A 25,542-nucleotide genomic window follows, 5' to 3' on the forward strand; every position below is an offset into this window, starting at 1 on the left:
TGCACCGACCCCCTCGAGGAGACCCCGTGACCGGCTTCGGACTGTCCGCCTACTTCCGTCACCTCGACGTCGCCGAGCAGGTCTGCGCGACCGCCCGCGAGGACGGGTTCACCACGCTCTTCGGCTCCCTCCACGTTCCCGAGGAGCCCGAGGGCGACTTCCGCGCGCGGATGCAGCGGGTCGGCGCGCTCGCCCAGGACAACGGGCTCGGCCTCGTCGTCGACATCTCCGGCCCGTCGCTCGCGGCCGTCGGCCTGGACGTGACGACGGCCGGGACGATGCGCGACTGGGGCGTCACGGCCCTGCGGGTGGACTACGGGCTGAGCGACGAGGAGATCGTCGCGCTGTCCCGCTCGATCCCGATCTGGTTCAACGCCTCCACGGCCACCCCGGGCGACTACGAGCGGCTCGTCGGGATGGGGATGCGCACCGAGGGGATCGGCATCTCGCACAACTTCTACCCCAAGGTGTGGACCGGGCTGTCGGAGGAGTTCCTCGACGCCCAGACCCGGATGTTCCACGGGCTCGGCCTGCCCGTCCAGGCGTGGGTGCCGGGCGACGGCCTGCGCCGCATCCCCCTCGGGTTCGGCCTGCCCACGCTCGAGCGGCACCGCGACACCCACCCGGTGGCCGCGGCCATCGACCTGCTCCGCCTCGGCGTCGACGACGTCTTCGTCGGAGACCCGTCGTTGTCCGAGCGCACCCGCCGCACGTGGCGGGCGTGGGCGGTCGAGGGGGTCGTCGAGCTCGAGGTCGAGCTCACCGCACCGGTGCCGCAGGCCGTGGCCGAGCGGCTCGCCGTCCAGGACCGCAACCGCACCGACGACGCCGCCGCGATGGTCCGCCTCGAGGGCGCCCGCGGGGCGCTCGCCGACGTCGCCGTCCCGGCGGGGCCGACCGTCGGGCGCGCCCTGGGCTCGGTGACCGTCGACAACGACGCCGCCGGTCGGTACAAGGGCGAGATCGCGATCCAGCGGCGCGACCTGCCGGCCGACCCGACGGTCAACGTCGTCGGCCACGTCGTCGCCGAGGACCGCGACCTGCTCGACCGGATCGGGCCCGGCCAGCCCGTCCGTCTCCGCCTGCGCTGACCCGGCAGGCTCGCCGGCCGGTCACTCCCGGCCCTCTCCGGTCCCGCCGGAGGCACCTGGTGCCCGACGGCGGGGCCGGCGGTCAGAGGGTGGTGACGAACTGGACGAGGAGGATCTTGACGATGATCCCCAGGGCGAACAGCGAGGCGTAGCCCGCCTCGACCCGCTCGTCGCTGACCCGGCCGCCGACGTAGGCGAGGATCGCCGGCTGGCCCACGAAGCCGGCCAGCGCCCCCGCCGTGCGCGGCGTGCTCTGCCCGAGCAGCCGGGCCATGACGACGAACGCCACGGCGGCGAGTCCGACGAGCAGGATGCCGACGAGCACGACCCGCAGCCCGAGCGGCGTGAACGCCTGCGCGGCGAACGCCTGCCCGGAGGACAGGCCGGTCGCCCCGAGGAACAGCAGCAGGCCGAGCTGGCGGATGGTGAGGTTCGCGGCGTTGGGCAGCGTCCACACGATCGGACCGGTGCGGTCGAGCCGGCCGAGGACCATCCCGACGACGAGCGGGCCCGCCGCCGAGCCGAGCGCGAAGGCGGCCCCGCCGGGCAGCGGCACCGTGATGAGCCCGAGGAGCAGGCCGACGGCGATGCCGGTCATCGCCGACAGCGGGTCGATCTCGCTCACGCCGCGCTCGGAGTCCCCGAAGATCTCGGACAGCTCGGTGAGGCGCCCGCGCGGGAAGACCACCCGGACCCGGTCCCCGAGCTGGAGGACGAGGTCGTCGCCGGCGAGCAGGTCCCGGTCCCCGCGGCGCACCCGGGTGACGACGCCACCGAAGCGGCCGGGGATGTCGAGGTCGTGGACCGTGCGCCCGGCCACCTTCCGGTTCGACACGACGAACCGGCGGAAGTGGACGACCGAGCGGTCGTGTGCCAGGTGGCGGTGCACCCGCCGGCCGAGGTGCTCGACGGCGCGCTCGACCGCCTCGCGTGACCCGACGACGACGACGCGGTCGCCGGCCTGCAGGTCCTCGTCGGCGTCGACGACGCGGGTCGCCCCGTCCCGCTCGAGGTAGGACAGACGGACCTCGCCCTGCGCGACGCCGGGGATCGCCGACAGCGGCCCGGGGTGCTCGACCTCCGCGCTCACGTCGATGAGCCCGATGCCCGCTGTCGGGTCGGGGTCGCGCCGGGCCTGCCACGGCCGCGCGGTGACGACCGCGACGACGACGATCGAGACGAGGACGCCCATGGGGTAGGCGAGGGAGTACCCGACCGCGGGTTCCTGGGAGCCGGCCGCCGTCGTCGCCGCGGCCAGCGCCGGCGTCGAGGTCAGGGCCCCGGCGTAGGCCCCGCCGGCCATCGCCGCGGGGATCCCGGCCCACCGGGCGGCCAGGACGGCCACGCCCGCGACGACGACGAGCACGACGATCGATCCGGCCATGAGCGGCAGCTGGCCGCGCAGGTCGCGGAAGAAGGTGCCGCCGGCCGCCAGTCCGACGGTGTAGACGAACAGGGCCAGGCCCAGCGTCTGGACCAGGCCCAGCCCTTCCCCGAGGCGGGGGTCGAGTGCGCCGACCGCGAGCCCGACGAACAGCGCTCCGGCGGCGCCGAAGCGGACGGGCCCGAAGGGCACCGCCCCGAGGAGGGTGCCGAGGGCGACGACGAGCATCATCGTCAGGAGGGGAGCGGAAGCGAGGACGTCGAGCACGGTGGTACCTCAGAACAAGAAGCGAAGCGGGTGGAGCAGTCGTTCACCCACCCGGTTGAGGAACGGGCGACTCTCCCACTCCTCCAGGGTGAGCAGACGGGCGTTGGTGAGGTCGGTGGCGAAGACCTTCTCCATGTGCCGGGCGATGGCCTCGTCGTAGATCTCGAGGTTGATCTCGAAGTTGCCGACGAGGGACAGCCGGTCGATGTTCGTCGTTCCGATCGTCGTCCACCGGCCGTCGACCGTCGCCGTCTTCGCGTGGACCATCGCGCCCTGGTAGAGCCAGATCGTCACCCCTCCCTCCAGCATGCGCCGGTACAGGGTGCGCGCTGCCCAGTCGGCGAGCACGTGGTTGGACACCTCGGGGATGAGCACCCGCACGTCCACCCCGCGCCTGGCCGAGCGGAGCATCGCGCCGAGGAACTCGGTGTCGGGGATGAAGTAGCCCTGGGTGATGTAGATGTGGTGCTGCGCCCGGTCCATCGCCTTGATGTAGGCGCCGCGCACCGGGAAGAGCATCGAGGAGGGGGAGTTCTGCGTCGACTGGATGCGGGCGTCCCACGACAGCGCCCCGCGGTCCTCGAGCTCGGGGTGGTGGGGGCGGCGGTGCTCGTTCCAGAAGTCGACGAACGCGTTGTCCAGCTCCCACACCTGCGGACCGCGGACCTGCAGGTGGGTGTCGCGCCAGCTCGTCGCGTAGAGCTGGCCGATGTTGTAGCCGCCGACGAAGCCGCGCTCGCCGTCGACGACGAGGATCTTGCGGTGGTCCCGGCCGGACTTGCGGATGTTGAAGGTGATGAGCCCCGGGCGCCACAGCGGGAAGCGCATGACGTGCACCGAGTCGGGGAAGCGCTTGAACGACCGCGGGACGACGAGGTTGCCGAAGGAGTCGAAGATGACGAAGACCTGCACCCCGCGCTCGGCGGCACGGATCAGCTCGCGCTTGAACTCCCGGCCGACGGGGTCGTCCTTCCAGATGTAGGACTCGAAGAAGACGTAGTGCTTCGCCTCGCGGATCGCCTCGAGCATCGCGGCGTAGACGTCCTCGCCGTAGGTGTAGACCGTGAGCGCGGAGCCGGCGACGTCGATCGGCACGGGCTCGGTGAGGGGGAACTCCCCGCCGGGGGGCTCCCGTCGCTTGCGCAGCGAGTCCACCCCCCACACGGTCGCGGCGGCCGCGACCTGCGCGCATGCGAGGCCGAGGGCGCCCCAGGTGACGGCGCGTCGGACGCGCGGCCGCAGCCACCTGCGGGCGGTGCTCAGCTTCATGTACCAAACCTAGAGCAGCGAGGGGCTGCCCAGCCCCGGCGGCGCGGGGCGTGGCGTTAGACTCGATCTCCATGTCCACCATCAACGCAGCCGAGGTCGCGCGTGTGGCCGCCCTGGCCCGCATCGACCTCACGACCGAGGAGGTCGAGCGCCTCGCGGGGGAGCTCGGCGTCATCGCCGATGCCGTCGCCCAGGTGAGCGCCGCCGTCGGCCCCGACGTCCCGGCCACCAGCCACCCGATCCCGCTGACCAACGTCATGCGGCCCGACGTCGTCGAGGAGCCGCTGTCGGTCGACGCGGCGCTCTCCGGCGCGCCGGCCAGCCGGGACGGCCAGTTCCTGGTCCCGCAGATCCTCGGGGAGGACGCATGAACGAGCTGATCACCGCGACCGCGGCGGAGCTGTCCGAGCGGCTGCGCGCGAAGGAGGTCAGCTCGGTCGAGGTCACCCAGGCGCACCTCGAGCGCATCGCGCAGGTCGACGGCGCCGTGCACGCCTTCCTCCACGTCAACGGCGAGGAGGCGCTGGCCACCGCCCGCGACGTCGACGAGCGTCGGGCTCGCGGCGAGGAGCTCCACCCGCTCGCCGGCGTGCCCATCGCCGTCAAGGACGTCGTCGTCACCAAGGGACAGCCGACGACGGCCGCCTCGCGCATGCTCGAGGGCTGGGTGCCGCCGTACGACGCGACGATCGTCGAGCGGCTGCGCGCCGCGGGCCTGCCGATCCTCGGCAAGACGAACCTCGACGAGTTCGCCATGGGCTCCTCCACCGAGCACTCGGCGTTCGGCCCCACCCGCAACCCGTGGGACCTCGAGCGCATCCCCGGCGGCTCGGGCGGTGGCTCGGCCGCGGCCGTCTCCGCCTTCGAGGCGCCCCTGGCGATCGGCACGGACACCGGTGGCTCCATCCGCCAGCCCGCCGCCGTCACCGGCTCCGTGGGCACCAAGCCGACCTACGGCGGGGTCTCGCGCTACGGGCTCATCGCCCTCGCCTCGAGCCTCGACCAGGCCGGCCCGGTCTCGCGCACGGTGCTCGACTCGGCGCTGCTCCACGAGCTCATCGGCGGGCACGACCCGCGCGACTCGACCTCCCTGCCCGACCCCGTGGGTGACCTCGTCGCCGCGGCCGGCGCCGGCGACCTGCGCGGCGTGCGTCTGGGCGTCGTCCGTGAGCTCGGCGGCGAGGGCTACCAGCCCGGCGTCCAGGCGAGCTTCACCGCCGCCCTGGAGCTGCTCCGTCAGGCCGGGGCCGAGGTCGTCGAGGTGTCCTGCCCGAGCTTCGCCTACGCGCTCGCGGCGTACTACCTCATCCTCCCGGCCGAGGCCTCCTCCAACCTCGCGAAGTTCGACGGCATGCGCTACGGCCTCCGCGTGGAGCCCTCCGAGGGCCCCCTCACCGCCGAGCGCGTCATGGGCGCCACCCGCGGCGCCGGCTTCGGCGACGAGGTCAAGCGGCGCATCATCCTCGGCACGCACGCACTGTCGGCCGGGTACTTCGACGCCTACTACGGCAGCGCGCAGCAGGTGCGCACGCTCATCCAGCGCGACTTCGCCGCCGCGTTCGAGCAGGCCGACGTCCTCGTCTCACCGACCACCCCGACGACGGCCTTCCGTTTCGGGGAGAAGCTCGACGACCCGATGGCGATGTACCTCAACGACGTCGCGACCATCCCGGCGAACCTCGCCGGCATCCCCGGCATCTCGGTGCCCAGCGGCCTGAGCGACGACGGCCTGCCGGTCGGCTTCCAGGCGCTGGCCCCGGCCCGCGAGGACGCCCGGCTCTACCGGGTCGGAGCGGTCCTCGAGCGGCTGCTCGACGAGCAGCGCGGGCACCGGCTGCTGGCCGAGGCTCCGGCCCTGCCCACCACCGTCTCCGAGGAGGCCCAGCGATGACCGCGACCACCCCCGCGCTCGTCGACTTCGACGACGCCGTCACCCGCTACGACCCGGTCATCGGCATCGAGGTGCACGTCGAGCTGGGCACCGCGACGAAGATGTTCGACGGCGCCCCCAACGCCTTCGGCGGGGAGCCCAACTCCCTCACGACGCCGGTGTCCCTCGGGCTGCCCGGCGCGCTGCCGGTGGTCAACCGCACCGCCGTCGAGTACGCGATCCGCATCGGCCTGGCCCTCGGCTGCGAGATCGCCGAGACGTGCCGCTTCGCCCGGAAGAACTACTTCTACCCGGACCTCACGAAGAACTTCCAGACCTCCCAGTACGACGAGCCGATCGCCTTCGACGGCGCCATCGACGTCGAGCTCGAGGACGGCACGGTCGTCCCGATCGCGGTCGAGCGCGCCCACATGGAGGAGGACGCCGGCAAGAACACCCACGTCGGCGGCGCCGGGAACCGGATCCACGGGGCGGAGTACTCCCTCGTGGACTACAACCGTGCCGGGGTGCCGCTCGTCGAGATCGTCACCAAGCCGATCACCGGCACCGGCGCGCGGGCGCCGGAGGTGGCCCGCGCCTACGTGAGCACGCTGCGTGACCTGTTCCGGGCACTGGGCGTCTCCGAGGCCAAGATGGAGCGCGGCAACGTCCGCGCCGACATCAACGTCTCGCTGCGCCCGGGCCCCGACGCGCCGCTCGGCACGCGCACCGAGACGAAGAACGTCAACAGCTTCCGCTCGATCGAGCGCGCCGTGCGCTACGAGGTCTCGCGCCAGGCTGCCGTCCTCGACGCCGGCCAGGCCGTGGTCCAGGAGACCCGCCACTGGCACGAGGACACCGGCACGACGTCGCCCGGCCGGGTGAAGTCCGACGCCGAGGACTACCGGTACTTCCCCGAGCCGGACCTCGTCCCGCTCGCCCCGAGCCGGGAGTGGGTCGAGGAGATCCGCAGCTCGCTGCCCGAGATGCCGGCGCTGCGGCGTCGTCGTCTCCAGGGGGAGTGGGGCTACGCCGACGCCGAGATGCGCGACGTCGTCAACGCCGGGGCGGTGGACCTCATCGAGGCGACCGTCGCGGCCGGCACCGACCCGGGCGCGGCGCGCAAGTGGTGGATGGGCGAGCTCGCCCGCACCGCCAAGGCCGACGGCGTCGAGCTCGAGGAGCTGGCCGTGACCCCGGCGCAGATCGCCGAGCTGCAGTCGCTCGTCGACTCGGGCCGGATCAACGACAAGCTCGCCCGCCAGGTGCTCGCCGGCGTGCTCGCGGGGGAGGGCGGTCCGGAGGAGGTCGTCGTCGCCCGTGGCCTGGAGGTCGTCTCCGACGACGGTGCGCTCATCGCGGCCGTCGACGAGGCCCTCGCCGCCAACCCGGACGTCGCGGAGAAGATCCGTGGCGGCAAGGTGCAGGCGGCCGGCGCGATCGTCGGCGCGGTCATGAAGGCGACGCGCGGTCAGGCCGACGCCGCCCGCGTCCGCGAACTCATCATGGAGCGCGTCAGCGGCTGACGCCCCCTCACGCACAACCCCTCACGCGCGAGAGCCGGATCCTGCACGCAGGATCCGGCTCTCGCCGTACATGGCGCCCTCACCACCCGCACATGGGCGCCCCACCACCTGCCGAGCGCTGGATCGTGCACGCGCCCGAGCCGGCGACGTGGGTGGGGAAGGGAGGTGGTGCGAGAGGGACGCGGGACGGGAGGGACGCGGGACCCAGGACGGGCCCCCGCGACGGATCTCGTCCCCGCGACTGGTCACGCCCCGCCCAAAGACGCCGAGAGCTGGATCGTGCACGGTGCACGATCCAGCTCTCGGCGTCTGGACCGGGGGACGGGGGCTGTCAGGCGTCCTCGGTCTGGACGCCGGTGGCCTGGGCGTAGCTCTCGAGCGCGCCGGCCGTGAGGTGGGCGAGACCCGCCATGAAGGCGGTGTGCGCCTCGTCCACGACCCGTCCGAGCATCTCGGGAGCCCACTGGCCGAGGTGGTCGCGGTAGAAGTCCGCGCCCAGGCGGACGTACCGCTCCGCGTCCGCCTCGGAGCCCTGGTCCAGGGCGTCCAGCGCCCGCAGGCAGGACTGGGCGACGAACTCCAGCTCGAGGCCGATGTGGTCGTCCGGCTCCCGGTTGAGCTTGGGAGCCTGCAGCGACAGGGTGCGGTAGGCGTCGCGGACCTGGAGGGTGTGCGCGTCGAAGACGAGCCGCTCCTGGCCGCGGTGAACCGACTCGTAGGGCGCGACGCGGGCGACGGCAAGGGTGCCGTAGAGCCCGGCGTGGTCGGCGCGGACGGCTGCGGCGTCCTCCGCCACGGCCTCGGAGGACCGCAGGACCTGCAGGCCCTGAGTGGCGCCCTCCGTCCCGGGCAGCGGCCACTCGTCGAGCATCTGGCGGAACGTCGCCAGGGTGTCCTCGTCCGGCGGCTCCTGGTGGAAGCGCGCGAGGACGGTGAACCCTGCGGCGAGGGTGTCGAGCTGGGTGGGGTCGAGCACGGAGCCTCCTCAGGCTGGGGGGTGGTCCAGGGCCGCGGAACACAGTCTCTCGTGCTCGGTGAGAAAGCCGCGGAGCAGACCGGGCAGGGCCCGGTACAGGTGGGTGTGGGCATGCGCCTCGATGCCCTGGAGGACCAGCTCCACGACGGGGTCGAGGTGCTCGGTCCGGAAGCGCTCGGCGCGCTCCGCCGCGGCGCGCGCGGTCTCGAGGTCACCGGCGGCGCTGGCCCGCCCGACGAGGGTGGCCAGGTCGGCCAGGTAGGCCACCTGGTAGCCCAGGTGGTCGTCGACGGGGGTGGGCAGGCCGGTGAAGTTCGCACCCTCGTAGGTCGCCGCGAGCTCGCTCAGCAGCGCCGCCCGGTCGACGTCGGCGCGCCACGCCGACTCGTGCAGGGCGACGAGGGGCTGCCGGCCCCGGAAGAGCGTCACGTGCTCGCGGGCGAGCACCTCGTACGGGTCGGCCCCGAACCCCTCCAGCGCCGCAGCGCTGGAGGGGTCCGTGAGCGGCCACGTCCCGCGCATCTGCGGGGTCCCGAAGCTCTCGGCGAGCGCCTGGCTGGGCGCCGCCAGGAGCAGCCGGGACAGCACGAACCCGGCTGTCCCGGTGCGGACTCCGTGGTCGAGGAGATCCATCAGATGCCGACTCGGATCATGGAGTCGTAGTGCAGGGAGCGGCCCATGAGCTCGGCGATGAGGGCGAGGGTGAAGGCCGCGGTCATGAGGGTGGTGAGGTGGATGGGGTTCTCGCGTCGTGCCTGGCCGGCGGCGCGGTAGGTGAACAGGGCGAGGATGACCGCGGCGATGCCGAGCAGGATGAGTCGGATGGCGAAGAAGGTGCCGGAGAAGACGGCTGCGGCGGTGGTGGCGCCCTGGGTGGCGAGGTCTGCGATGTGCAGGGGGTAGGAGGCCAGGACCAGGACGCCGATGGTTGCCGAGGCGACGGCCAGGTACTGGACGGTGCGGGTGGTCAGGGTCCACTCGTCGGTGGTGGTGGGGGCGTTGATCTGGGCGACGCGGGTGCGGACCAGGGTGGCCAGCGCGCCGCCGGTGCCCTCACCGGTGCCCTCGCCGTTGCCCTCGCTGGTGCCCTCGCCGGTGGCCTCGGTGTCGGTGGTCTGGGGGCGGCGGCGGTTGCGGATCGTTGCGGTGAGCATGAGCGCGCAGCCGGCGGCCAGGGCGCCGAGCATGAGGGTGGTGGCGAAGAAGTGCAGCGGGACGATGGGGGTGTTCCAGGCCGGCACGGTCTGCAGGGAGTAGTAGATCTGGGACATCGACCAGATGAGGGCGATGCCGGTCAGCGCGGTGGCGGCGGCCACGAGCTGACGCACCCGGATGGTGCCGATCTTGAACCACTGCAGCAGGGCGAAGGCGAAGCCCAGGGCGGCGAACGCGATACCGAAGACGATCTCGCGGGAGAGCCAGGAGGTGCCGACGTTGCGGAAGACGTTGAGCGTGTTGGTGATGTCGTTCATGTGCAGCGTCGAGGCGGCCAGGCCCAGGACCATGGCCGGGCCGATGGCGTAGACGACCGGCTCGGTGAGTCGTTCGACGGTGCGCATGTCGTGGCGTCGGGAGGCGATGAGCTGGACGACGCCCAGGATGATGAAGGTGCCCACGCACATCTGGGCGATGACCGTGAACAGGATCATCGGGAGCTCGTGGACGTTCATCAGATCTCCTTCGGGTTGGCGATCTGCCCGCTGGCGTCGTTCCAGGGCTGGGCGTCGCGGTGGGGCGTGATCACCAGGCGCGGCTTGGTGAGGTTGGGGTCGGGCAGGGGCGCGATGGCGTCGACGTCGCCGTACTTCTCGCGCAGCTCCTCGATGGGGCCCCAGTCCAGGGCCCGGGAGGGGCAGGCGTCCACGCAGGCCGGGGCCTGGCCGGTCTCGCGGTAGTCGTAGCACAGGTCGCACTTGGACATGTGCCCGGTCTCCACGTTGAACTGCGGGGCGGAGTAGGGGCAGGCCCACTCGCAGTAGCGGCAGCCCACGCACTTGCCCTCGTCGACGAAGACGGTGCCGTCCTCACGCTGGGTCATCGCGGTGGTGGGGCACACCTGGACGCACACCGGGTCCTCGCAGTGGTTGCACGCGATGGAGGTGTAGTAGGTGAACACGTTGGGGGTGAAGGTGTCCCCGTCCTGCTGCCAGGACCCGCCGGAGTACTCCACCACCCGGCGCCAGTTCACCCCGATCGGCAGGTCGTGCTTGTCCTTGCACGAGACGGCACACGCCTTGCACCCCGTGCACGCGGACTGGTCGAAGTAGAAGCCGTAGTTCGCACCGGCCTCGGTCAGAGAGTCAGTCATGAGTGCTTACGCCTTTCAGGCCTTGACCACGTTGGCGATGGTCGTGTGAGACGCGTTCCCCTTGGCCAACGGAGAGGGGTGCAGCGAGGTGAGGGTGTTGACCGAGCCGGCGGTGTCGACCGGCAGGTCCTGGTTCGCCTCCGCGGGCGGGCGGACGTCGGAGCTCGGCTTCGGGCTGTACCAGGCGCCCTGCGGGATCGACATGACCCCGGGGGCGATGCGCTCGGTCACCTTGGCCTCCAGGCGCACGGTGCCGCGGTCGTTGTAGACGAACACGTCGTCGCCGTTGGCGATGCCGCGCTCCTCGGCGTCCGCGGGGTTGATCCACACCGTCTGGTGGTGGGCCTCCTTGAGCCAGTCCACGTTGCCGTAGGTGGAGTGGGTGCGGGCCTTGAAGTGGTGGCCGATCACCTGCAGCGGGTACTTCTCCGAGGCGCGCGCCTCGAGGGCACCCTCCCAGGTGTCCACGTGCTCGGGCAGCGGGCAGAGCTTGTCGCCGGCGAGCTCGGGACGGAAGACACCGAAGGTCCACTTCTCCGACATCGCGGCGAGGCGCTCGGAGTAGATCTCGATCTTGCCCGACGGCGTCGGCAGCGGGTTGGCCCCGGGGTCCTCACGGAAGTCGGAGAGGGTGACGACCGGACCGATGTTCTTCCGGTAGATGCCCATCTCCTTCCACTCGTCGTAGTCCGGGAGGTCGGGGTCGTTCTCGCGCGTGGCCTCGATGGTCTCGCGCAGCCAGTCCTCGCGGGACTTGCCCTCGGTGAACTCCGGCTCGGTGCCCAGTCGCTTGGCCATCTCGGTGCAGATGTCGAAGATGCTCTTGCACTCGTAGAGCGGCTCGATCGCCTGGGAGGAGACGATGCCGTAGGCCATGGGGCCGGCGTTCTCGCCCGGGTGGACGTCGGACTCCTCCGCGGAGGAGGTGCCGGGCAGGATGTAGTCCGCGTAGCGCGCCGACACCGTGTACTGGATGTCGCACACGACGATGAGCTCGCACTTGGAGTCGTCCTGGAGGATCTCCACCGACCGGTTGTTGTCACCGGTCTGGTTGACGATGGAGTTGCCGCCGTACTGCCAGACCATCTTGATCGGCACGTCGAGCTTGGTGTTGGTGGGGTTGCCCTTCTCGTCCACGGGCACCTTGTTGTCGCGGACGCCCGGGGCGGACTTCTCGCACACACCGGCGTTGAACGTGTCCATCTCGGGGCCGTGGTCGATCGCGTCGAGCCACGAGAAGACCGAGATGATCTTGTTCGACGGGTTGGTGATGCCGTAGTTGAACGGCTTGACGAACGGCAGGCCCTGGGCGCTCTCGCGGGCGCCGGTACCACCGCCGGGGATGCCGATGCTGCCGATGACGCAGGCGAGCAGGAAGATCGCGCGGGCGTTGTTCTCGCCGTTGGCGTGGCGCTGCGGGCCCCAGCCCTGGGTGATCGCGCACGGCTTGGCGGTGGCGATGTCACGGGCGAGCTGGCGGATGCGAGTGGCGGGGACGCCGGTGATGCCGGCGGCCCACTCGGGGGTCTTCTCGACGCCGTCCGGGCCCTTGCCCTCGATGTAGGAGCGGTAGGAGGAGTTCTCCGGGGCGCCCTCGGGCAGCGTCTTCTCGTCGAAGCCGACGCAGTAGCGGTCGAGGAAGGCCTGGTCGTGCAGGTCCTCCTCGAGCATCACGTGGATCATGCCGGCGACGAGCGCGGCGTCGGTGCCCGGGCGCAGCGGGACCCAGTCGTCGGCGAGGACGGCCGCGGTCTCCGAGTAGCGCGGGTCGATGACGATGGTGCGCACGCCGTGCTTCTTCTTCGTCATCTGGGTGACGGCCAGCTGGCCACCGCCGGACATGCGGGTCTCGAGCGGGTTGTTCCCGAACATGACCTGCAGGCGGGAGTTGGCGGCGTCGTCGAAGGAGTTGCCGCCGACCCAGGTGCCGTAGAAGTAGGGGTAGGCCTGGGTGATCTCGGTGGTCGAGTAGTCGGAGTAGTGGTCGAGGTACCCGCCCCAGGTGTTCATCAGGCGGGCGAAGGGGGAGGCGTCCGGCGGCCACGAGCAGGCCATCGTCGAGCCCAGCACGCCGGTCCCGTAGTTGATGTAGAAGGCCTCGTTGCCGTACTCGGCCTTGATCTCCTTCATCTTGTCGGTGATCTCGTCGAGCGCCTGCTCCCACGAGATCTCCTCCCACTGCTCCTCGCCGCGCTTGGTGCCCGGCTTGCGCTTCATGGGCTTCTTCAGGCGGTCGGGGTTGTACACGCGGTGGCGGATGGAGCGACCACGGACGCACGCGAGCACGCTCTGGCTGCCCAGCTCGTCGTCACCGGTGTTGTCCGGAAGGACCCGGACGATGGTGCCGTCCTTGACCTGCAGACGCAGGGGGCAGCGGGAGCCGCAGTTGACGGTGCAGGCCGACCACACCGTGCGGTCGGCGTCCGCCATGCCCTCGACCGCCGCGGCGGCCGGTGCGCTGCCGGGCATGCCCAGGTCGGACACGGTCGAGACGAGCGCCGCCGCTCCTCCGGTCACCGCTGACCACTTGAGGAAGGTCCGTCGCGTGGGACCCTTCCTGGCGTCGTCGAGACCGTGCTCGACAGTGGACGTTTGGCTCATCGCCGGCCTCCTTGGAACGTACATGAAAGACCACACCATGAGACCAACCGGGGCGGCCCGGGCCGCAGGACCTTCGTCCAGAAGACAGCGCTGACCTCCGTCTTCTCCCGGTGACGCGCCGGGCGGGGACGACGAAGGGGTGAGCCCCGCAGGGCTCACCCCTTGTCTCCGGACCGGGCGACTCGCCGTGCCGGGAGGGCGGACGGTGTCCGCCAGGTCAGATGCCGACTCGGATCATGGAGTCGTAGTGCAGGGAGCGGCCCATGAGCTCGGCGATGAGGGCGAGGGTGAAGGCCGCGGTCATGAGGGTGGTGAGGTGGATGGGGTTCTCGCGTCGTGCCTGGCCGGCGGCGCGGTAGGTGAACAGGGCGAGGATGACCGCGGCGATGCCGAGCAGGATGAGTCGGATGGCGAAGAAGGTGCCGGAGAAGACGGCTGCGGCGGTGGTGGCGCCCTGGGTGGCGAGGTCTGCGATGTGCAGGGGGTAGGAGGCCAGGACCAGGACGCCGATGGTTGCCGAGGCGACGGCCAGGTACTGGACGGTGCGGGTGGTCAGGGTCCACTCGTCGGTGGTGGTGGGGGCGTTGATCTGGGCGACGCGGGTGCGGACCAGGGTGGCCAGCGCGCCGCCGGTGCCCTCACCGGTGCCCTCGCCGTTGCCCTCGCTGGTGGCCTCGCTGGTGGCCTCGGTGTCGGTGGTCTGGGGGCGGCGGCGGTTGCGGATCGTTGCGGTGAGCATGAGCGCGCAGCCGGCGGCCAGGGCGCCGAGCATGAGGGTGGTGGCGAAGAAGTGCAGCGGGACGATGGGGGTGTTCCAGGCCGGCACGGTCTGCAGGGAGTAGTAGATCTGGGACATCGACCAGATGAGGGCGATGCCGGTCAGCGCGGTGGCGGCGGCCACGAGCTGACGCACCCGGATGGTGCCGATCTTGAACCACTGCAGCAGGGCGAAGGCGAAGCCCAGGGCGGCGAACGCGATACCGAAGACGATCTCGCGGGAGAGCCAGGAGGTGCCGACGTTGCGGAAGACGTTGAGCGTGTTGGTGATGTCGTTCATGTGCAGCGTCGAGGCGGCCAGGCCCAGGACCATGGCCGGGCCGATGGCGTAGACGACCGGCTCGGTGAGTCGTTCGACGGTGCGCATGTCGTGGCGTCGGGAGGCGATGAGCTGGACGACGCCCAGGATGATGAAGGTGCCCACGCACATCTGGGCGATGACCGTGAACAGGATCATCGGGAGCTCGTGGACGTTCATCAGATCTCCTTCGGGTTGGCGATCTGCCCGCTGGCGTCGTTCCAGGGCTGGGCGTCGCGGTGGGGCGTGATCACCAGGCGCGGCTTGGTGAGGTTGGGGTCGGGCAGGGGCGCGATGGCGTCGACGTCGCCGTACTTCTCGCGCAGCTCCTCGATGGGGCCCCAGTCCAGGGCCCGGGAGGGGCAGGCGTCCACGCAGGCCGGGGCCTGGCCGGTCTCGCGGTAGTCGTAGCACAGGTCGCACTTGGACATGTGCCCGGTCTCCACGTTGAACTGCGGGGCGGAGTAGGGGCAGGCCCACTCGCAGTAGCGGCAGCCCACGCACTTGCCCTCGTCGACGAAGACGGTGCCGTCCTCACGCTGGGTCATCGCGGTGGTGGGGCACACCTGGACGCACACCGGGTCCTCGCAGTGGTTGCACGCGATGGAGGTGTAGTAGGTGAACACGTTGGGGGTGAAGGTGTCCCCGTCCTGCTGCCAGGACCCGCCGGAGTACTCCACCACCCGGCGCCAGTTCACCCCGATCGGCAGGTCGTGCTTGTCCTTGCACGAGACGGCACACGCCTTGCACCCCGTGCACGCGGACTGGTCGAAGTAGAAGCCGTAGTTCGCACCGGCCTCGGTCAGAGAGTCAGTCATCACTCATCAGGCCTTTCGCACGTCGACGAGAGCGGTGTGTCCGGGGTTTCCCTTGGCCAGCGGCGAGGGGTGGTACTTCATCAGGGTGTTGACGTTGCCGCCGACGTCCACCCCGTCCTTGTCGGGGGTGTACCAGGCGCCCTGCGGCAGGGAGACGACGCCGGGAGCGATGCGCGGGGTCACCCGCGCCTGGGTGCGGACGGTGCCGCGGTCGTTGAAGACGAGGATCGTGTCCCCGTTGGCCACCCCGCGCGCCTCGGCGTCCTGCGGGTTGATCCACAGCATCTGCGGGTGCGCCTCGAGGTTGCGCGGCAGGTTGGCATAGCTCGAGTGGGTGCGCCCCTTGTAGTGGTGGGCGATGCACTGGAGCGGGAAGGTCGAGGTGCGGGCCTCCAGCGCTCCCTCCCAGGTGTCGAGGTGCTCGGGCAGGGCGGTGAGCCGGTCGCCGGCGCGGTCGCCCTCGAAGACCCACTCCTGGGACATCTCGTAGAGCTGCTGGGAGAAGATCTCGATCTTGCCCGAGGGCGTGGCCAGCGGGTTGGCCTCCGGGTCCTCCCGGAAGGCCTTCATCCCGATGACGTGGCCGTCGGGGTTCTTCTTGCGGAAGACACCCATCTCCCGGAGCTCGTCCTCGGTGGGGAAGTCCGGCACCGTCTCGCGGGTCTGCTCGAAGAGCCAGGTGCGCCACTCCTCCTGGGTGCGTCCCTGGGTGAACTCCTCCTCGATACCCAGGCGGCGGGCGAGCTCGGTGCACATCTCGTAGCCGGTCTTGCTCTCGTAGAGCGGCTCGATCGCCTTGTCGCCGATGATCGACCAGCCCATGTCGCTGCAGCTGGCCCCGGGGATGAGGTCGTTCTCCTCGAAGTTCGTCGTCGCCGGCAGGACGATGTCGCCCCAGTCGCACGAGGGCGTCCACTGGTGGTCGATGACGACGATGAACTCGCACTTGGTGTCGTCGCGCAGCGTCTCCTGGGTGACGTGGACGTCGTTGTGCTGGTTGATCAGCGTGTTGGAGGAGTTGACGATCATGAGCTTGATGCCGACGTCGAGCCGGTCCTTGCCCCGCACGCCGTCCTTGACGGCCGTCATCTCCGGGCCGTGGTCGATGGCATCGATCCAGTTGAAGCAGGAGATCTGGGTGCTGACCGGGGGAGCCTCGCCGTCGAACAGGGGGAAGGACGTGACGGGGATGCTGTAGTTGCCCTCGCGGGCACCGTTGCCGCCGCCCGGGATGCCGATGTTGCCTGTGGCCGCGGCGAGCGTGAAGACGGCGCGGGCGACGTTCTCACCGTTGGCGTGGCGCTGCGATCCCCAGCCCTGGGTGATCGCGCACGGCTTGGCGGTGGCGATGTCACGGGCGAGCTGGCGGATGCGGGCGGCGGGGACGCCGGTGATGCCGGCGGCCCACTCGGGGGTCTTCTCGACGCCGTCGGGGCCCTTGCCCTCGATGTAGGAGCGGTAGGAGGAGTTCTCCGGGGCGCCCTCGGGCAGCGTGTCCTCGTCGAAGCCGACGCAGTAGCGGTCGAGGAAGGCCTGGTCGTGCAGGTCCTCGGCGAGCATCACGTGGATCATGCCGGCGACGAGCGCGGCGTCGGTGCCCGGGCGGACCGGGACCCACTCGTCGGCGACGGCCAGGGCGGTCTCGGAGTACCGCGGGTCGATGACGATCGTGCGCACGCCGAACTCCGCGCGGACCTTCTGGACGACCGCGAGCTCCCCGCCGCCGGACATCCGCGTCTCGAGCGGGTTGTTCCCGAACATCACCTGCAGCCGCGAGTTCTGGGCGTCCTCGAGAGAGTTCGAGGCCATCCAGCCGCCGTACTGGTAGGGGAAGGCGGCGGTGATCTGAGCCGTCGAGTAGTCCCCGTACTGGCCGAGGTAGCCGCCGTAGGTGTTGAGCAGGCGCGGCCACGTGCCGCGCTTGGTGATGTTCCCGCCGGTGGAGCCCGAGCCGTAGTGGTACCACAGGGCCTCGTTGCCGTAGGTCTCCTTCACGCGCCGCATCTGCGAGGCGATCGTGTCGAGAGCCTCCTCCCAGGAGATCGCCTCCCACTGGCCGCTGCCGCGCGGGCCGGTCCGGCGCACCGGGGTCTTGATGCGGTCGGGGCTGTAGATCCGCTCGCGCTGGTTACGACCCCGGACGCACGCCCGGATGTTGAAGTCACCGAACTCGTCCGAGCCGGTGGAGTCGGGCAGGACGCGGACGACCGTGCCGTCCTTGACCTGCAGGCGCAGCGGGCAGCGGGACTGGCAGTTGGCAAGGCACGCGTTCCACACGGTCGCGTCGACGCCAGGCATGCCGTCGGCCGCAGCCGCCTGCGTGGCGCGACCCGGCATACCGAGGTCGGCGGCCGTCGAGACGAGTGCGGCCGCTCCGCCCGTCGCGGCCGACCACTTGAGGAAGGTGCGGCGGCTGGGGCGCGGCCGCGTCGTCGCTGACTGTGGGGTGACCATTCGTGTTGCCTCCGATGTGTATGGCCTGGACCACAGCCAGCACACCAGTGACAACTGATGAAGACGTAGGACCTACGTCCACGGATTTCCGCGGAATTCCGCGGAAATCCGCGGGATATTCGCAACGCCCGGGGGATTTATCCCGGAGTCGGGCTCAGGCGGCCACCGGGACCGGGTCCTCGGCCTGACGCTTGCGCACACTGGCGTCGCGCATCGCGGAGACCCCCACCGCGAGGAAGAACAGCACGACGAGACCGAGTGCCTGGATGATCATCGGCACCGGGTTGGGGACCGGGTTGATCACCGCGGCGAAGGTGAACGCGACGACGACGGCCCAGCGCCAGCCGGCCAGCATCGTCCGCGCGGAGAGCACGCCCAGGAAGTTGAGCGCGACGAGGATCTCCGGCAGGAGGAACGAGAGCCCGAAGGCGATGACGAGGTACATGTAGAACGTGACGAACGAGCCCGCACTGAGCAGCGTGGCGGCTCCCTCGGGCACGAAGGAGATGAGCGCCCCGACGGCGCGGGGGACGATGAGCACGCCGGCGACGGCGCCGGCGCCGAACAGCAGGACGCCGACGGCGCCGAACGCGAACGCGGTGCGCTTCTCGGCGCGCTTGAGGCCCGGGCCGATGAAGGCCCCGATCTGGTAGATCCACCACGGGCTGCTGAGGATGGCCCCGGCCCAGAACGCCACTCGGAACTGGAGCTCGAACGCGGCGCCGATCGTCTGGAAGTTCAGCTGCGGGTTGACGCTGCCGAGCTCGGTGAGCGGGCGCTGGACGAACTCCATGATCGGCTCGTAGAGGTACCAGCCCACGGTGGTCCCGATCCCCAGCCCGACGAGCACGAGCACGAGCCGCTTGCGGAGCTCCTTGAAGTGGGCTCCGACGCTCATGGCCGCCGTGGGGTTCTCGCGGCGGCGCACGGTCACTTGTCCGGCGTGTGGGCGGGAGCCGGGGTCTCGTCCTCCTGCAGCTCGGTGATCTCCTTCTTGAACACCTTCATCGACTGGCCGATGGACCGGGCGACGTCGGGCAGGCGCTTGGCGCCGAAGAGGACGATGAGGACGATGAGCAGGACGAGGATGTGGGTGGGACGCATGGTGGCGGTTCTCCGTTGTCGGGCCTCAAGGGCGGGTCGGGTCGGGGCTCTTGCCCGGCTGGTGGCCGGCCTGCTTGGTCCAGGCCTCCATCTCCTCACGCACCGCCTGCCGGACGATCTCCCGCGGGTCGTACTGCCGCAGGTCGAGCTGGCTGAGGTCGAGGCCGCTGAGGTCGACGTCGTCGAGGCCGACGACGTCGCGGCGGGCCTCCTCGCGCAGCTTCGCGCTCCACGACCGGCCGAAGTCGACGACCTTGCGGAAGGCGCGCAGCGCCTGGGCCAGCCCCTTCGGCCCGATGGTGAGGACCACGACGACGAGGATGATGACGAGCTCGACGGAACTGACGCCGAACAGGTTCACAGGCTTACTCCTCTCGTGGTGGCCCTCCGAGCGTAGGCTCGCCGCTTTCGCCCAGTTCGGGGTCTTTGGTCCCGCGAGGAGCGAGGGCTCAGGTCGACTCGTCGCGACGGCGCGCCAGTCGCTCGGCGAGTCCGGGCGGCATCGAGGAGCCGAAGGCGTTGCCCTCGCGGAAACGGCAGGTGGCGCACAGTGGGCCCTCGTCGGCCGGGTGGCGTGCGCCGCACCGTTCGCACGTGGCCGTTCTCACCTCGGCGAGGACGGCGGTGGGCACGGCGAGCACGTCGGCAAGAGGGAGCGACCCGGAGGTGGAGAAGGCGTCCACCGGGCACAGTCGCAGGCACTCGAGCTCCGCGCGGCAGTCCTCGCGCAGGTGGGTGAGGGTGCTCGTGTCGCCGTCGTGGTCGAGGACGAGCGCGTCGTGCGGGCAGGCACGCACGCACACCCCGCAGGCGACGCAGCCGTCCACGGCGAGGGCGGCGGCCGCGCTCGGCGGACCCGCCGCGGCGAGCACGTCGCGCTCGGGCGGGGCGACGTCCTCGCTGTCGGCCCGGGTGGCGGCGTCGGGCCGAGGCGCGGCGCCGAGGAGGCGCAGGGCGGCGATCGTGCGGGCCGCGTCGTCGAGGTCGAGGTCCAGCGGGGCGGCGTCGAGGCCACCGAGACCGAGGACGACGCGCCGCGGCAGGGGAACCTGGCCGAGGGTGAGCACCGTCGGGCGCCCGCGCCGGAGCAGCGGGGGAGCGGTGTGCCTCCGCACCCGGTCGCCGAGGACCTGGGTCCAGCCGGTCACCTGCGCGGCCGCCTCCTCGGTGGCGCTCGGGCACGCGGTGACCTCGACGGCGCCGACGCCGGAGGCCAGGAGCTGGGCGGGCAGGCCGATGCCGGTGTCCTTGAGGCAGCCCGGAAGACGGACGACGAGGGTGTCGCGTGCGACCGGGGGGAGCGGGGCGTCCGCGCACAGGAGCAGGACGCGCCCGGGGACGTCGTGGGCGGCCAGCCAGCGCAGCAGCTGCCGGGTGGGATCGGCCATGTCTCCATGGTGCCCGATCTGCTCAGGCGGGCGACCAGGACCAGACGAGTCGGTCCACCGCAGCCGCCCGCTCGTGCACCCTCTCCCGGGTGGTGGACGGGTCGAGCTGCCCGCCGCCCGCCGCCGCGAGCCCGACGAGGAAGGCGGTGAGCGGGGCACCCGGCCGCGACGGGCCGTGCGCGACGTCGCGGATGAGGTCGAGCAGCTCGTCGGTGACGCCGTCGAGCAGCGCCGGGTCCAGCCCGAGCTCGGCGCACACGGCCGCGAGCCACTGGCGCATCTGCGCCATGCGACCGTCCTCAGGCGTCGGGCTGCTCATTGTCGAAGACCTCGCTCGTCCACTTCCAGGCGGCGATGGTCGCCGGGAAGCCGCGCGTGGTCAGTCCGAGGAGGACGACCTGCTCGATCGCCTCCCGGCTGACGCCGGCCTCCAGGGCCTTGCGCACGTTGGACCGGACCGCGCCGTCGGACTGCGCGCCCAGCGCGATGCCGAGCTTGACGAGGCGCAGGGTCTGCTCGTCGAGCGGGCCGGCGGCGTCGACGGCCTCGGCGACAGCGTCGTGCCGGTGGACGACGTCGGGGAACCGGCGGCGGAAGGAACGGTAGATCTCGGGCAGGTGGTCGGTGTGCTCGTCCATGCCGGTCATCGTGGCACAGCGGGACTTCCGCGGCTCGGGGTTGGGAGCTCGCCCGTCGTCGTCCTCACCCCGCGCCCCGTCAGGTGGGGCGGCTCGGGTGCGTACACATGAGTGGACGCCGAGAGCGGGTGCTCTCGGCGTCCGGGGGAGGGGTCAGCGGAGCCAGCCGTTGCCGACCTTGCCGGCCCACCACTTGCCCAGCCCCCACTTGTCACCGGCGAGAGTGACGGCCGGGATGATGAGGAGCAGCGCCTCCATGACGTGGGAGTCGAGGATGGGGTTGGTGCCGTGCTCGCCGACCCAGGGCAGCGACACGAGGTACATGAAGAGCATGAGCGCGGTGCCGGCGACGGCCGCGATCTTCAGTCCGGCGCCGGCGATGAGCGCGATGCCGATGCCGAGGAGGCCGGCCATGAACAGGACGTCACCGAAGGCGTTGGCGAAGAGCGACTGGAAGAGCTCGGCCAGCGGCTGCTCCGGGGGGAGGTTGTTGAGGTAGCCCTGGGCAGGAGTGCCGCCGTTGATCCAGGCGCGCTCGGTCGGCGTGGTGAAGCCGAGGCCGAAGGTCTTGTCGAGGAAGGCCCACAGGAAGTAGAAGCCGATGATGATGCGGCTGACGGCGAGCACCGACTGAGCGGCCGGACGGACGACGATGTCGTCCATGTACAGGGGCTTGCCGGAGGTCGGTGCCGGGGGGCGGACCGACGTCTTTGAAGGTGCCATCTGAGTTCTCCCTCTGAGAGGTCCTGCGTGGTTGGGTTGTGAGATCAGACTGACAGCCCGACATGTCCGGATATAGGGGCCAAAGTCCCGATATTCCCCACCGTCTCGCGAACCGGCCTTCCGACGGGGGCGCGCGCCCCGCCGGGGCGGATAGTGTCGGAGGGTCCGCACCGCCGTGGATCCGCAATGCCGTGGAGAGGAACAGACAGCGATGGCCCTGCCCAGCCCGAGCTACACGATCACCATGCGGGTGCAGGTCCCCGCGTCCCAGGCCGCCACGAGCGAGCTGGTCGCGGCGGTGGCCGGCGAGGGTGCCTCGGTCACGGGGGTGGACATCGCGCAGTCGACGACCGACCACCTTCTCGTCGACCTCACCTGCGACACCATCGACGGCGCGCACAGCCAGCGGGTGGTCGACGCGCTCGAGGCACTGTCGGACGTCCGCGTCCTCAAGGTCTCCGACTCCACGTTCCTCATGCACCTGGGCGGGAAGATCGAGGTCGGTCTCAAGGTCCCGCTCCGCACCCGACGTGACCTCTCCCGTGCCTACACCCCCGGTGTCGCGCGCGTGTGCATGGCGATCCACGAGCGCCCGGAGGACGCGCGGCGGCTGACGATCAAGCGCAACACCGTCGCCGTCGTCACCGACGGCACCGCCGTGCTGGGGCTGGGGAACATCGGCCCGGCGGCGGCCCTGCCCGTCATGGAGGGCAAGGCCGCCCTGTTCAAGAAGTTCGCCGGCGTCGACGCCTGGCCGGTGTGCCTGGACACCACGGACACCGAGGAGATCATCTCGATCGTCAAGGCGATCGCCCCGGTGTACGGCGGGGTCAACCTCGAGGACATCTCCGCGCCTCGCTGCTTCGAGATCGAGCGGCGACTGCGCGAGGAGCTCGACATCCCGGTGTTCCACGACGACCAGCACGGCACGGCGATCGTCGTGCTCGCGGCGCTGATCAACGCGCTCAAGGTCGTGCGCAAGCGGATCGAGGACGTCCGGATCGTCGTCGCGGGGGTCGGGGCCGCCGGATCGGCGATCATCCGCCTCCTGCACGCCCAGGGCGCCCGCAACATCGTCGGGTTCGACCGCGACGGGGCGATCCACCGCGGCAGTGACACCTCCGGCGAGCACCACCGCTGGATCGCCGAGCACACCAACCCCGAGGGGGTCACCGGCAGCCTGCAGGACGGGCTCGAGGGGGCCGAGGTGTTCATCGGCGTGAGCGCGGGCAACATCATCACGGGCGCGGACGTCGCGCGGATGGGCGACAGCGCGATCGTCTTCGCCCTCGCCAACCCCGTGCCCGAGGTCGACCCGATCGAGGCGGCCGCCCACGCCGCCGTCGTGGCCACCGGGCGCAGCGACTACCCGAACCAGATCAACAACGTCCTCGCCTTCCCCGGCCTGTTCCGCGGCCTGCTCGACGCCGGCGCCTGCGACATCACCGAGGAGACGCTCCGCCGGGCCGCGGTGGCGATCGCCGGCGTCGTCGGCGACGACGAGCTCAACCCGTCCTTCGTCATCCCCGGTGTCTTCGACCCCCGCGTGGCGGAGGCCGTGGCGGACGCCGTGCGCCAGGAGGCGGAGGAGGCCCAGGCGGCAGGACGCAGCCCGGCGCCCGCCGACCCGGGCGTGGAGGACGCCCGCGTGACCTGGCCCGGGCGCCCGCTCGTGCCGTGAGAAGAGGTCCTGTGCGTCGACTCACAGGACCCGGTCGCCTTGCGGGACCTGACCGAGCTTTCCGCGCCGTTCCGCGGAAAACTGGCATCCTGTCGGGCGTGGGCGGTGGTTTGACCCGCGGACTGCCACCTGCCTAAGATTCCGATGTCGGCAAGGGAGGCACGGACACCGAGGGCCAAGAAGCCCGGTGGCCGGTCCCGCCGAACGAACCCCCACAGGATGCGCTGCGAAGCGTGGTCCGCGGGGGAGGCAGTGACACCGAGATGGACAGTGATCCGGCCCGCTGAGGCGGATTTGGAGAACTGAGCCGGACCGTGTAACTTGGAGTAGTTGCCCCGCGCCGGGGCTGGCCGGACTGGCTGGTTCAGGGTGGTGTGTGTCTGTTTCTTGAGAACTCAACAGTGTGCCAAGTTTTTTGATGCCATTTAGATCTGATGGCGTCCGGTCTTTCAGGGCTGGGTGTTTGAGGGTCTGTTTGTTTGGTTGCCTGCTCGCGGTTTCCTTTCCGTGGGTGGGTTTGCCTGGATTGCCTGCCGGCTCTTGTGGTTGGTGGGTGTCTTCGTATGGTTGTTACCCCTTCGGGGGTGGCGCTAGACATTTACGGAGAGTTTGATCCTGGCTCAGGACGAACGCTGGCGGCGTGCTTAACACATGCAAGTCGAACGATGATGCCCAGCTTGCTGGGCGGATTAGTGGCGAACGGGTGAGTAACACGTGAGTAACCTGCCCCTGACTTCGGGATAACTACGAGAAATCGTGGCTAATACCGGATATGACGCGTGCCCGCATGGGTGTGTGTGGAAAGATTTATTGGTCAGGGATGGGCTCGCGGCCTATCAGCTTGTTGGTGGGGTGAAGGCCTACCAAGGCGACGACGGGTAGCCGGCCTGAGAGGGTGACCGGCCACACTGGGACTGAGACACGGCCCAGACTCCTACGGGAGGCAGCAGTGGGGAATATTGCACAATGGGCGAAAGCCTGATGCAGCGACGCCGCGTGAGGGATGACGGCCTTCGGGTTGTAAACCTCTTTCAGTAGGGAAGAAGCCTTCGGGTGACGGTACCTGCAGAAGAAGCGCCGGCTAACTACGTGCCAGCAGCCGCGGTAATACGTAGGGCGCAAGCGTTGTCCGGAATTATTGGGCGTAAAGAGCTCGTAGGCGGTTTGTCGCGTCTGCTGTGAAAACGCAAGGCTTAACCTTGCGCCTGCAGTGGGTACGGGCAGACTAGAGTGCGGTAGGGGAGACTGGAATTCCTGGTGTAGCGGTGGAATGCGCAGATATCAGGAGGAACACCGATGGCGAAGGCAGGTCTCTGGGCCGTTACTGACGCTGAGGAGCGAAAGCATGGGGAGCGAACAGGATTAGATACCCTGGTAGTCCATGCCGTAAACGTTGGGCACTAGGTGTGGGACCCATTCCACGGGTTCCGTGCCGCAGCTAACGCATTAAGTGCCCCGCCTGGGGAGTACGGCCGCAAGGCTAAAACTCAAAGGAATTGACGGGGGCCCGCACAAGCGGCGGAGCATGCGGATTAATTCGATGCAACGCGAAGAACCTTACCAAGGCTTGACATACACCGGAAAAGTGCAGAGATGTGCTCCCCGTAAGGTCGGTGTACAGGTGGTGCATGGTTGTCGTCAGCTCGTGTCGTGAGATGTTGGGTTAAGTCCCGCAACGAGCGCAACCCTTGTCCTGTGTTGCCAGCGGGTTATGCCGGGGACTCATGGGAGACTGCCGGGGTCAACTCGGAGGAAGGTGGGGATGACGTCAAATCATCATGCCCCTTATGTCTTGGGCTTCACGCATGCTACAATGGCCGGTACAAAGGGCTGCGATACCGCGAGGTGGAGCGAATCCCAAAAAGCCGGTCTCAGTTCGGATTGGGGTCTGCAACTCGACCCCATGAAGTCGGAGTCGCTAGTAATCGCAGATCAGCAACGCTGCGGTGAATACGTTCTCGGGCCTTGTACACACCGCCCGTCACGTCATGAAAGTCGGTAACACCCGAAGCCGGTGGCCCAACCCTTGTGGGGGGAGCCGTCGAAGGTGGGACTGGCGATTAGGACGAAGTCGTAACAAGGTAGCCGTACCGGAAGGTGCGGCTGGATCACCTCCTTTCTAAGGAGCTCACCACATCCTCGCCCGCTTCGTCGGGGCCTACGGGGGTGTCAGGTGCCACGCGGATGCCGAACGAGTGTCCGGTGGTTGCTCATGGGTGGAACATCGAAGGCTTGGCATGCTGTTGGGTCCTGAGGGAACAGGCGCCCGCGCCGGCCGTATGGCTGGTTGTGGGGGTTGTTGTCTCGACCGTGACCGCCTTCTGCTCGCCCCTGGTGCCCGTTGTGGTGTGGGGTGGGGGTTGGTCGGT

The 25,542-nt window shown here is 70.1% G+C and carries 22 protein-coding genes and 1 rRNA gene; 6 read left to right on the plus strand and 17 right to left on the minus strand.

Features of this window, described 5'->3' with window-relative positions; genetic code table 11:
• The first annotated feature begins 26 nt into the window (after window positions 1-26).
• Entirely contained in the window at window positions 27-1,091 is a 1,065-nt protein-coding gene (locus FE251_RS04265; RefSeq protein WP_168202648.1) for a MupG family TIM beta-alpha barrel fold protein, read from the plus strand.
• An 82-nt stretch (window positions 1,092-1,173) separates the two neighbouring features.
• Here the strand turns inward: FE251_RS04265 and FE251_RS04270 are convergent, their stop codons facing one another.
• Both FE251_RS04270 and FE251_RS04275 read right to left on the minus strand, forming a co-directional pair.
• A complete protein-coding gene (locus tag FE251_RS04270; RefSeq protein WP_139072861.1) occupies window positions 1,174-2,706 on the minus strand; it encodes an aspartate:alanine exchanger family transporter in 1,533 nt (510 codons plus the stop codon).
• Window positions 2,707-2,751: 45 nt separating this feature from the next.
• Window positions 2,752-4,011 (minus strand): phospholipase D-like domain-containing protein, encoded by a 1,260-nt coding sequence (locus FE251_RS04275; RefSeq protein ID WP_139072819.1) that lies wholly within the window; start codon window positions 4,009-4,011, stop codon window positions 2,752-2,754.
• 71 nt (window positions 4,012-4,082) lie between these two features.
• Between FE251_RS04275 and gatC the strand changes: the two genes are divergently transcribed.
• From gatC to gatB, 3 genes are read left to right on the plus strand one after another with little or no spacing between them, the layout of a single operon-like run.
• Complete coding sequence (gene gatC, locus FE251_RS04280) at window positions 4,083-4,382, plus strand: Asp-tRNA(Asn)/Glu-tRNA(Gln) amidotransferase subunit GatC (RefSeq protein WP_139072818.1); 300 nt, start codon at window positions 4,083-4,085, stop codon at window positions 4,380-4,382.
• Entirely contained in the window at window positions 4,379-5,902 is a 1,524-nt protein-coding gene (gene gatA / locus FE251_RS04285; protein ID WP_139072817.1) for an Asp-tRNA(Asn)/Glu-tRNA(Gln) amidotransferase subunit GatA, read from the plus strand. Before gatC ends, gatA begins: the two co-directional genes overlap by 4 nt.
• Window positions 5,899-7,407, plus strand: a complete 1,509-nt coding sequence (gatB, locus tag FE251_RS04290; protein WP_139072816.1) for an Asp-tRNA(Asn)/Glu-tRNA(Gln) amidotransferase subunit GatB — start codon at window positions 5,899-5,901, stop codon at window positions 7,405-7,407. The genes gatA and gatB overlap by 4 nt, the downstream gene beginning before the upstream one ends.
• A gap of 331 nt (window positions 7,408-7,738) precedes the next feature.
• Here gatB and FE251_RS04295 read toward each other — a convergent pair whose 3' ends face one another.
• From FE251_RS04295 to FE251_RS04365, 15 genes are all read right to left on the minus strand, one after another.
• The gene (locus tag FE251_RS04295) at window positions 7,739-8,383 is read right to left on the minus strand and encodes a TorD/DmsD family molecular chaperone (protein WP_139072815.1); all 645 of its coding nucleotides are present in this window, start codon (window positions 8,381-8,383) and stop codon (window positions 7,739-7,741) included.
• A 9-nt stretch (window positions 8,384-8,392) separates the two neighbouring features.
• Complete coding sequence (locus tag FE251_RS04300) at window positions 8,393-9,016, minus strand: molecular chaperone TorD family protein (RefSeq protein WP_139072814.1); 624 nt, start codon at window positions 9,014-9,016, stop codon at window positions 8,393-8,395.
• Complete coding sequence (locus FE251_RS04305; RefSeq protein WP_139948060.1) at window positions 9,016-10,053, minus strand: dimethyl sulfoxide reductase anchor subunit family protein; 1,038 nt, start codon at window positions 10,051-10,053, stop codon at window positions 9,016-9,018. The genes FE251_RS04300 and FE251_RS04305 overlap by 1 nt, the downstream gene beginning before the upstream one ends.
• Window positions 10,053-10,691: a DMSO/selenate family reductase complex B subunit gene (locus tag FE251_RS04310; protein ID WP_139071916.1), complete on the minus strand. Its 639-nt coding sequence runs from the start codon at window positions 10,689-10,691 to the stop codon at window positions 10,053-10,055. The genes FE251_RS04305 and FE251_RS04310 overlap by 1 nt, the downstream gene beginning before the upstream one ends.
• 15 nt (window positions 10,692-10,706) lie before the next feature.
• The gene (locus FE251_RS04315) at window positions 10,707-13,292 is read right to left on the minus strand and encodes a DMSO/selenate family reductase complex A subunit (protein WP_139948062.1); all 2,586 of its coding nucleotides are present in this window, start codon (window positions 13,290-13,292) and stop codon (window positions 10,707-10,709) included.
• A 217-nt stretch (window positions 13,293-13,509) separates the two neighbouring features.
• Window positions 13,510-14,547 (minus strand): dimethyl sulfoxide reductase anchor subunit family protein, encoded by a 1,038-nt coding sequence (locus FE251_RS04320; protein WP_139071917.1) that lies wholly within the window; start codon window positions 14,545-14,547, stop codon window positions 13,510-13,512.
• A complete protein-coding gene (locus tag FE251_RS04325) occupies window positions 14,547-15,185 on the minus strand; it encodes a DMSO/selenate family reductase complex B subunit (protein WP_139071916.1) in 639 nt (212 codons plus the stop codon). Before FE251_RS04325 ends, FE251_RS04320 begins: the two co-directional genes overlap by 1 nt.
• A 6-nt stretch (window positions 15,186-15,191) precedes the next feature.
• Window positions 15,192-17,639, minus strand: coding sequence for a DMSO/selenate family reductase complex A subunit (locus FE251_RS04330; protein WP_139072995.1), 2,448 nt, complete (start codon window positions 17,637-17,639; stop codon window positions 15,192-15,194).
• Between the two features lie 154 nt (window positions 17,640-17,793).
• Window positions 17,794-18,537: a twin-arginine translocase subunit TatC gene (gene tatC / locus FE251_RS04335; protein WP_139072996.1), complete on the minus strand. Its 744-nt coding sequence runs from the start codon at window positions 18,535-18,537 to the stop codon at window positions 17,794-17,796.
• A gap of 32 nt (window positions 18,538-18,569) precedes the next feature.
• Window positions 18,570-18,743 carry a Sec-independent protein translocase subunit TatA gene (gene tatA, locus FE251_RS04340; protein ID WP_139948064.1) on the minus strand — a complete coding sequence of 58 codons (174 nt, stop codon included), beginning with the start codon at window positions 18,741-18,743 and terminating at the stop codon, window positions 18,570-18,572.
• A 25-nt stretch (window positions 18,744-18,768) separates the two neighbouring features.
• On the minus strand, window positions 18,769-19,104 hold the full coding sequence (locus FE251_RS04345; RefSeq protein WP_139072998.1) for a hypothetical protein: 336 nt from the start codon (window positions 19,102-19,104) through the stop codon (window positions 18,769-18,771).
• An 88-nt stretch (window positions 19,105-19,192) separates the two neighbouring features.
• The gene (locus tag FE251_RS04350; RefSeq protein WP_139948066.1) at window positions 19,193-20,131 is read right to left on the minus strand and encodes a 4Fe-4S dicluster domain-containing protein; all 939 of its coding nucleotides are present in this window, start codon (window positions 20,129-20,131) and stop codon (window positions 19,193-19,195) included.
• A gap of 22 nt (window positions 20,132-20,153) precedes the next feature.
• Entirely contained in the window at window positions 20,154-20,450 is a 297-nt protein-coding gene (locus FE251_RS04355; RefSeq protein WP_230976545.1) for a DUF6457 domain-containing protein, read from the minus strand.
• Window positions 20,431-20,769: a carboxymuconolactone decarboxylase family protein gene (locus FE251_RS04360; RefSeq protein ID WP_168202649.1), complete on the minus strand. Its 339-nt coding sequence runs from the start codon at window positions 20,767-20,769 to the stop codon at window positions 20,431-20,433. Before FE251_RS04360 ends, FE251_RS04355 begins: the two co-directional genes overlap by 20 nt.
• 153 nt (window positions 20,770-20,922) lie before the next feature.
• Window positions 20,923-21,432, minus strand: a complete 510-nt coding sequence (locus tag FE251_RS04365) for a DoxX family protein (protein WP_139073002.1) — start codon at window positions 21,430-21,432, stop codon at window positions 20,923-20,925.
• Between the two features lie 271 nt (window positions 21,433-21,703).
• Between FE251_RS04365 and FE251_RS04370 the strand changes: the two genes are divergently transcribed.
• Entirely contained in the window at window positions 21,704-23,173 is a 1,470-nt protein-coding gene (locus FE251_RS04370; protein ID WP_139073001.1) for an NAD-dependent malic enzyme, read from the plus strand.
• 597 nt (window positions 23,174-23,770) lie between these two features.
• Window positions 23,771-25,292 (plus strand): 16S ribosomal RNA (locus FE251_RS04375).
• Window positions 25,293-25,542: the final 250 nt, after the last annotated feature.

The organism is Georgenia wutianyii (genome assembly GCF_006349365.1).
GTDB classification, from domain to species: Bacteria; Actinomycetota; Actinomycetes; order Actinomycetales; family Actinomycetaceae; genus Oceanitalea; species Oceanitalea wutianyii.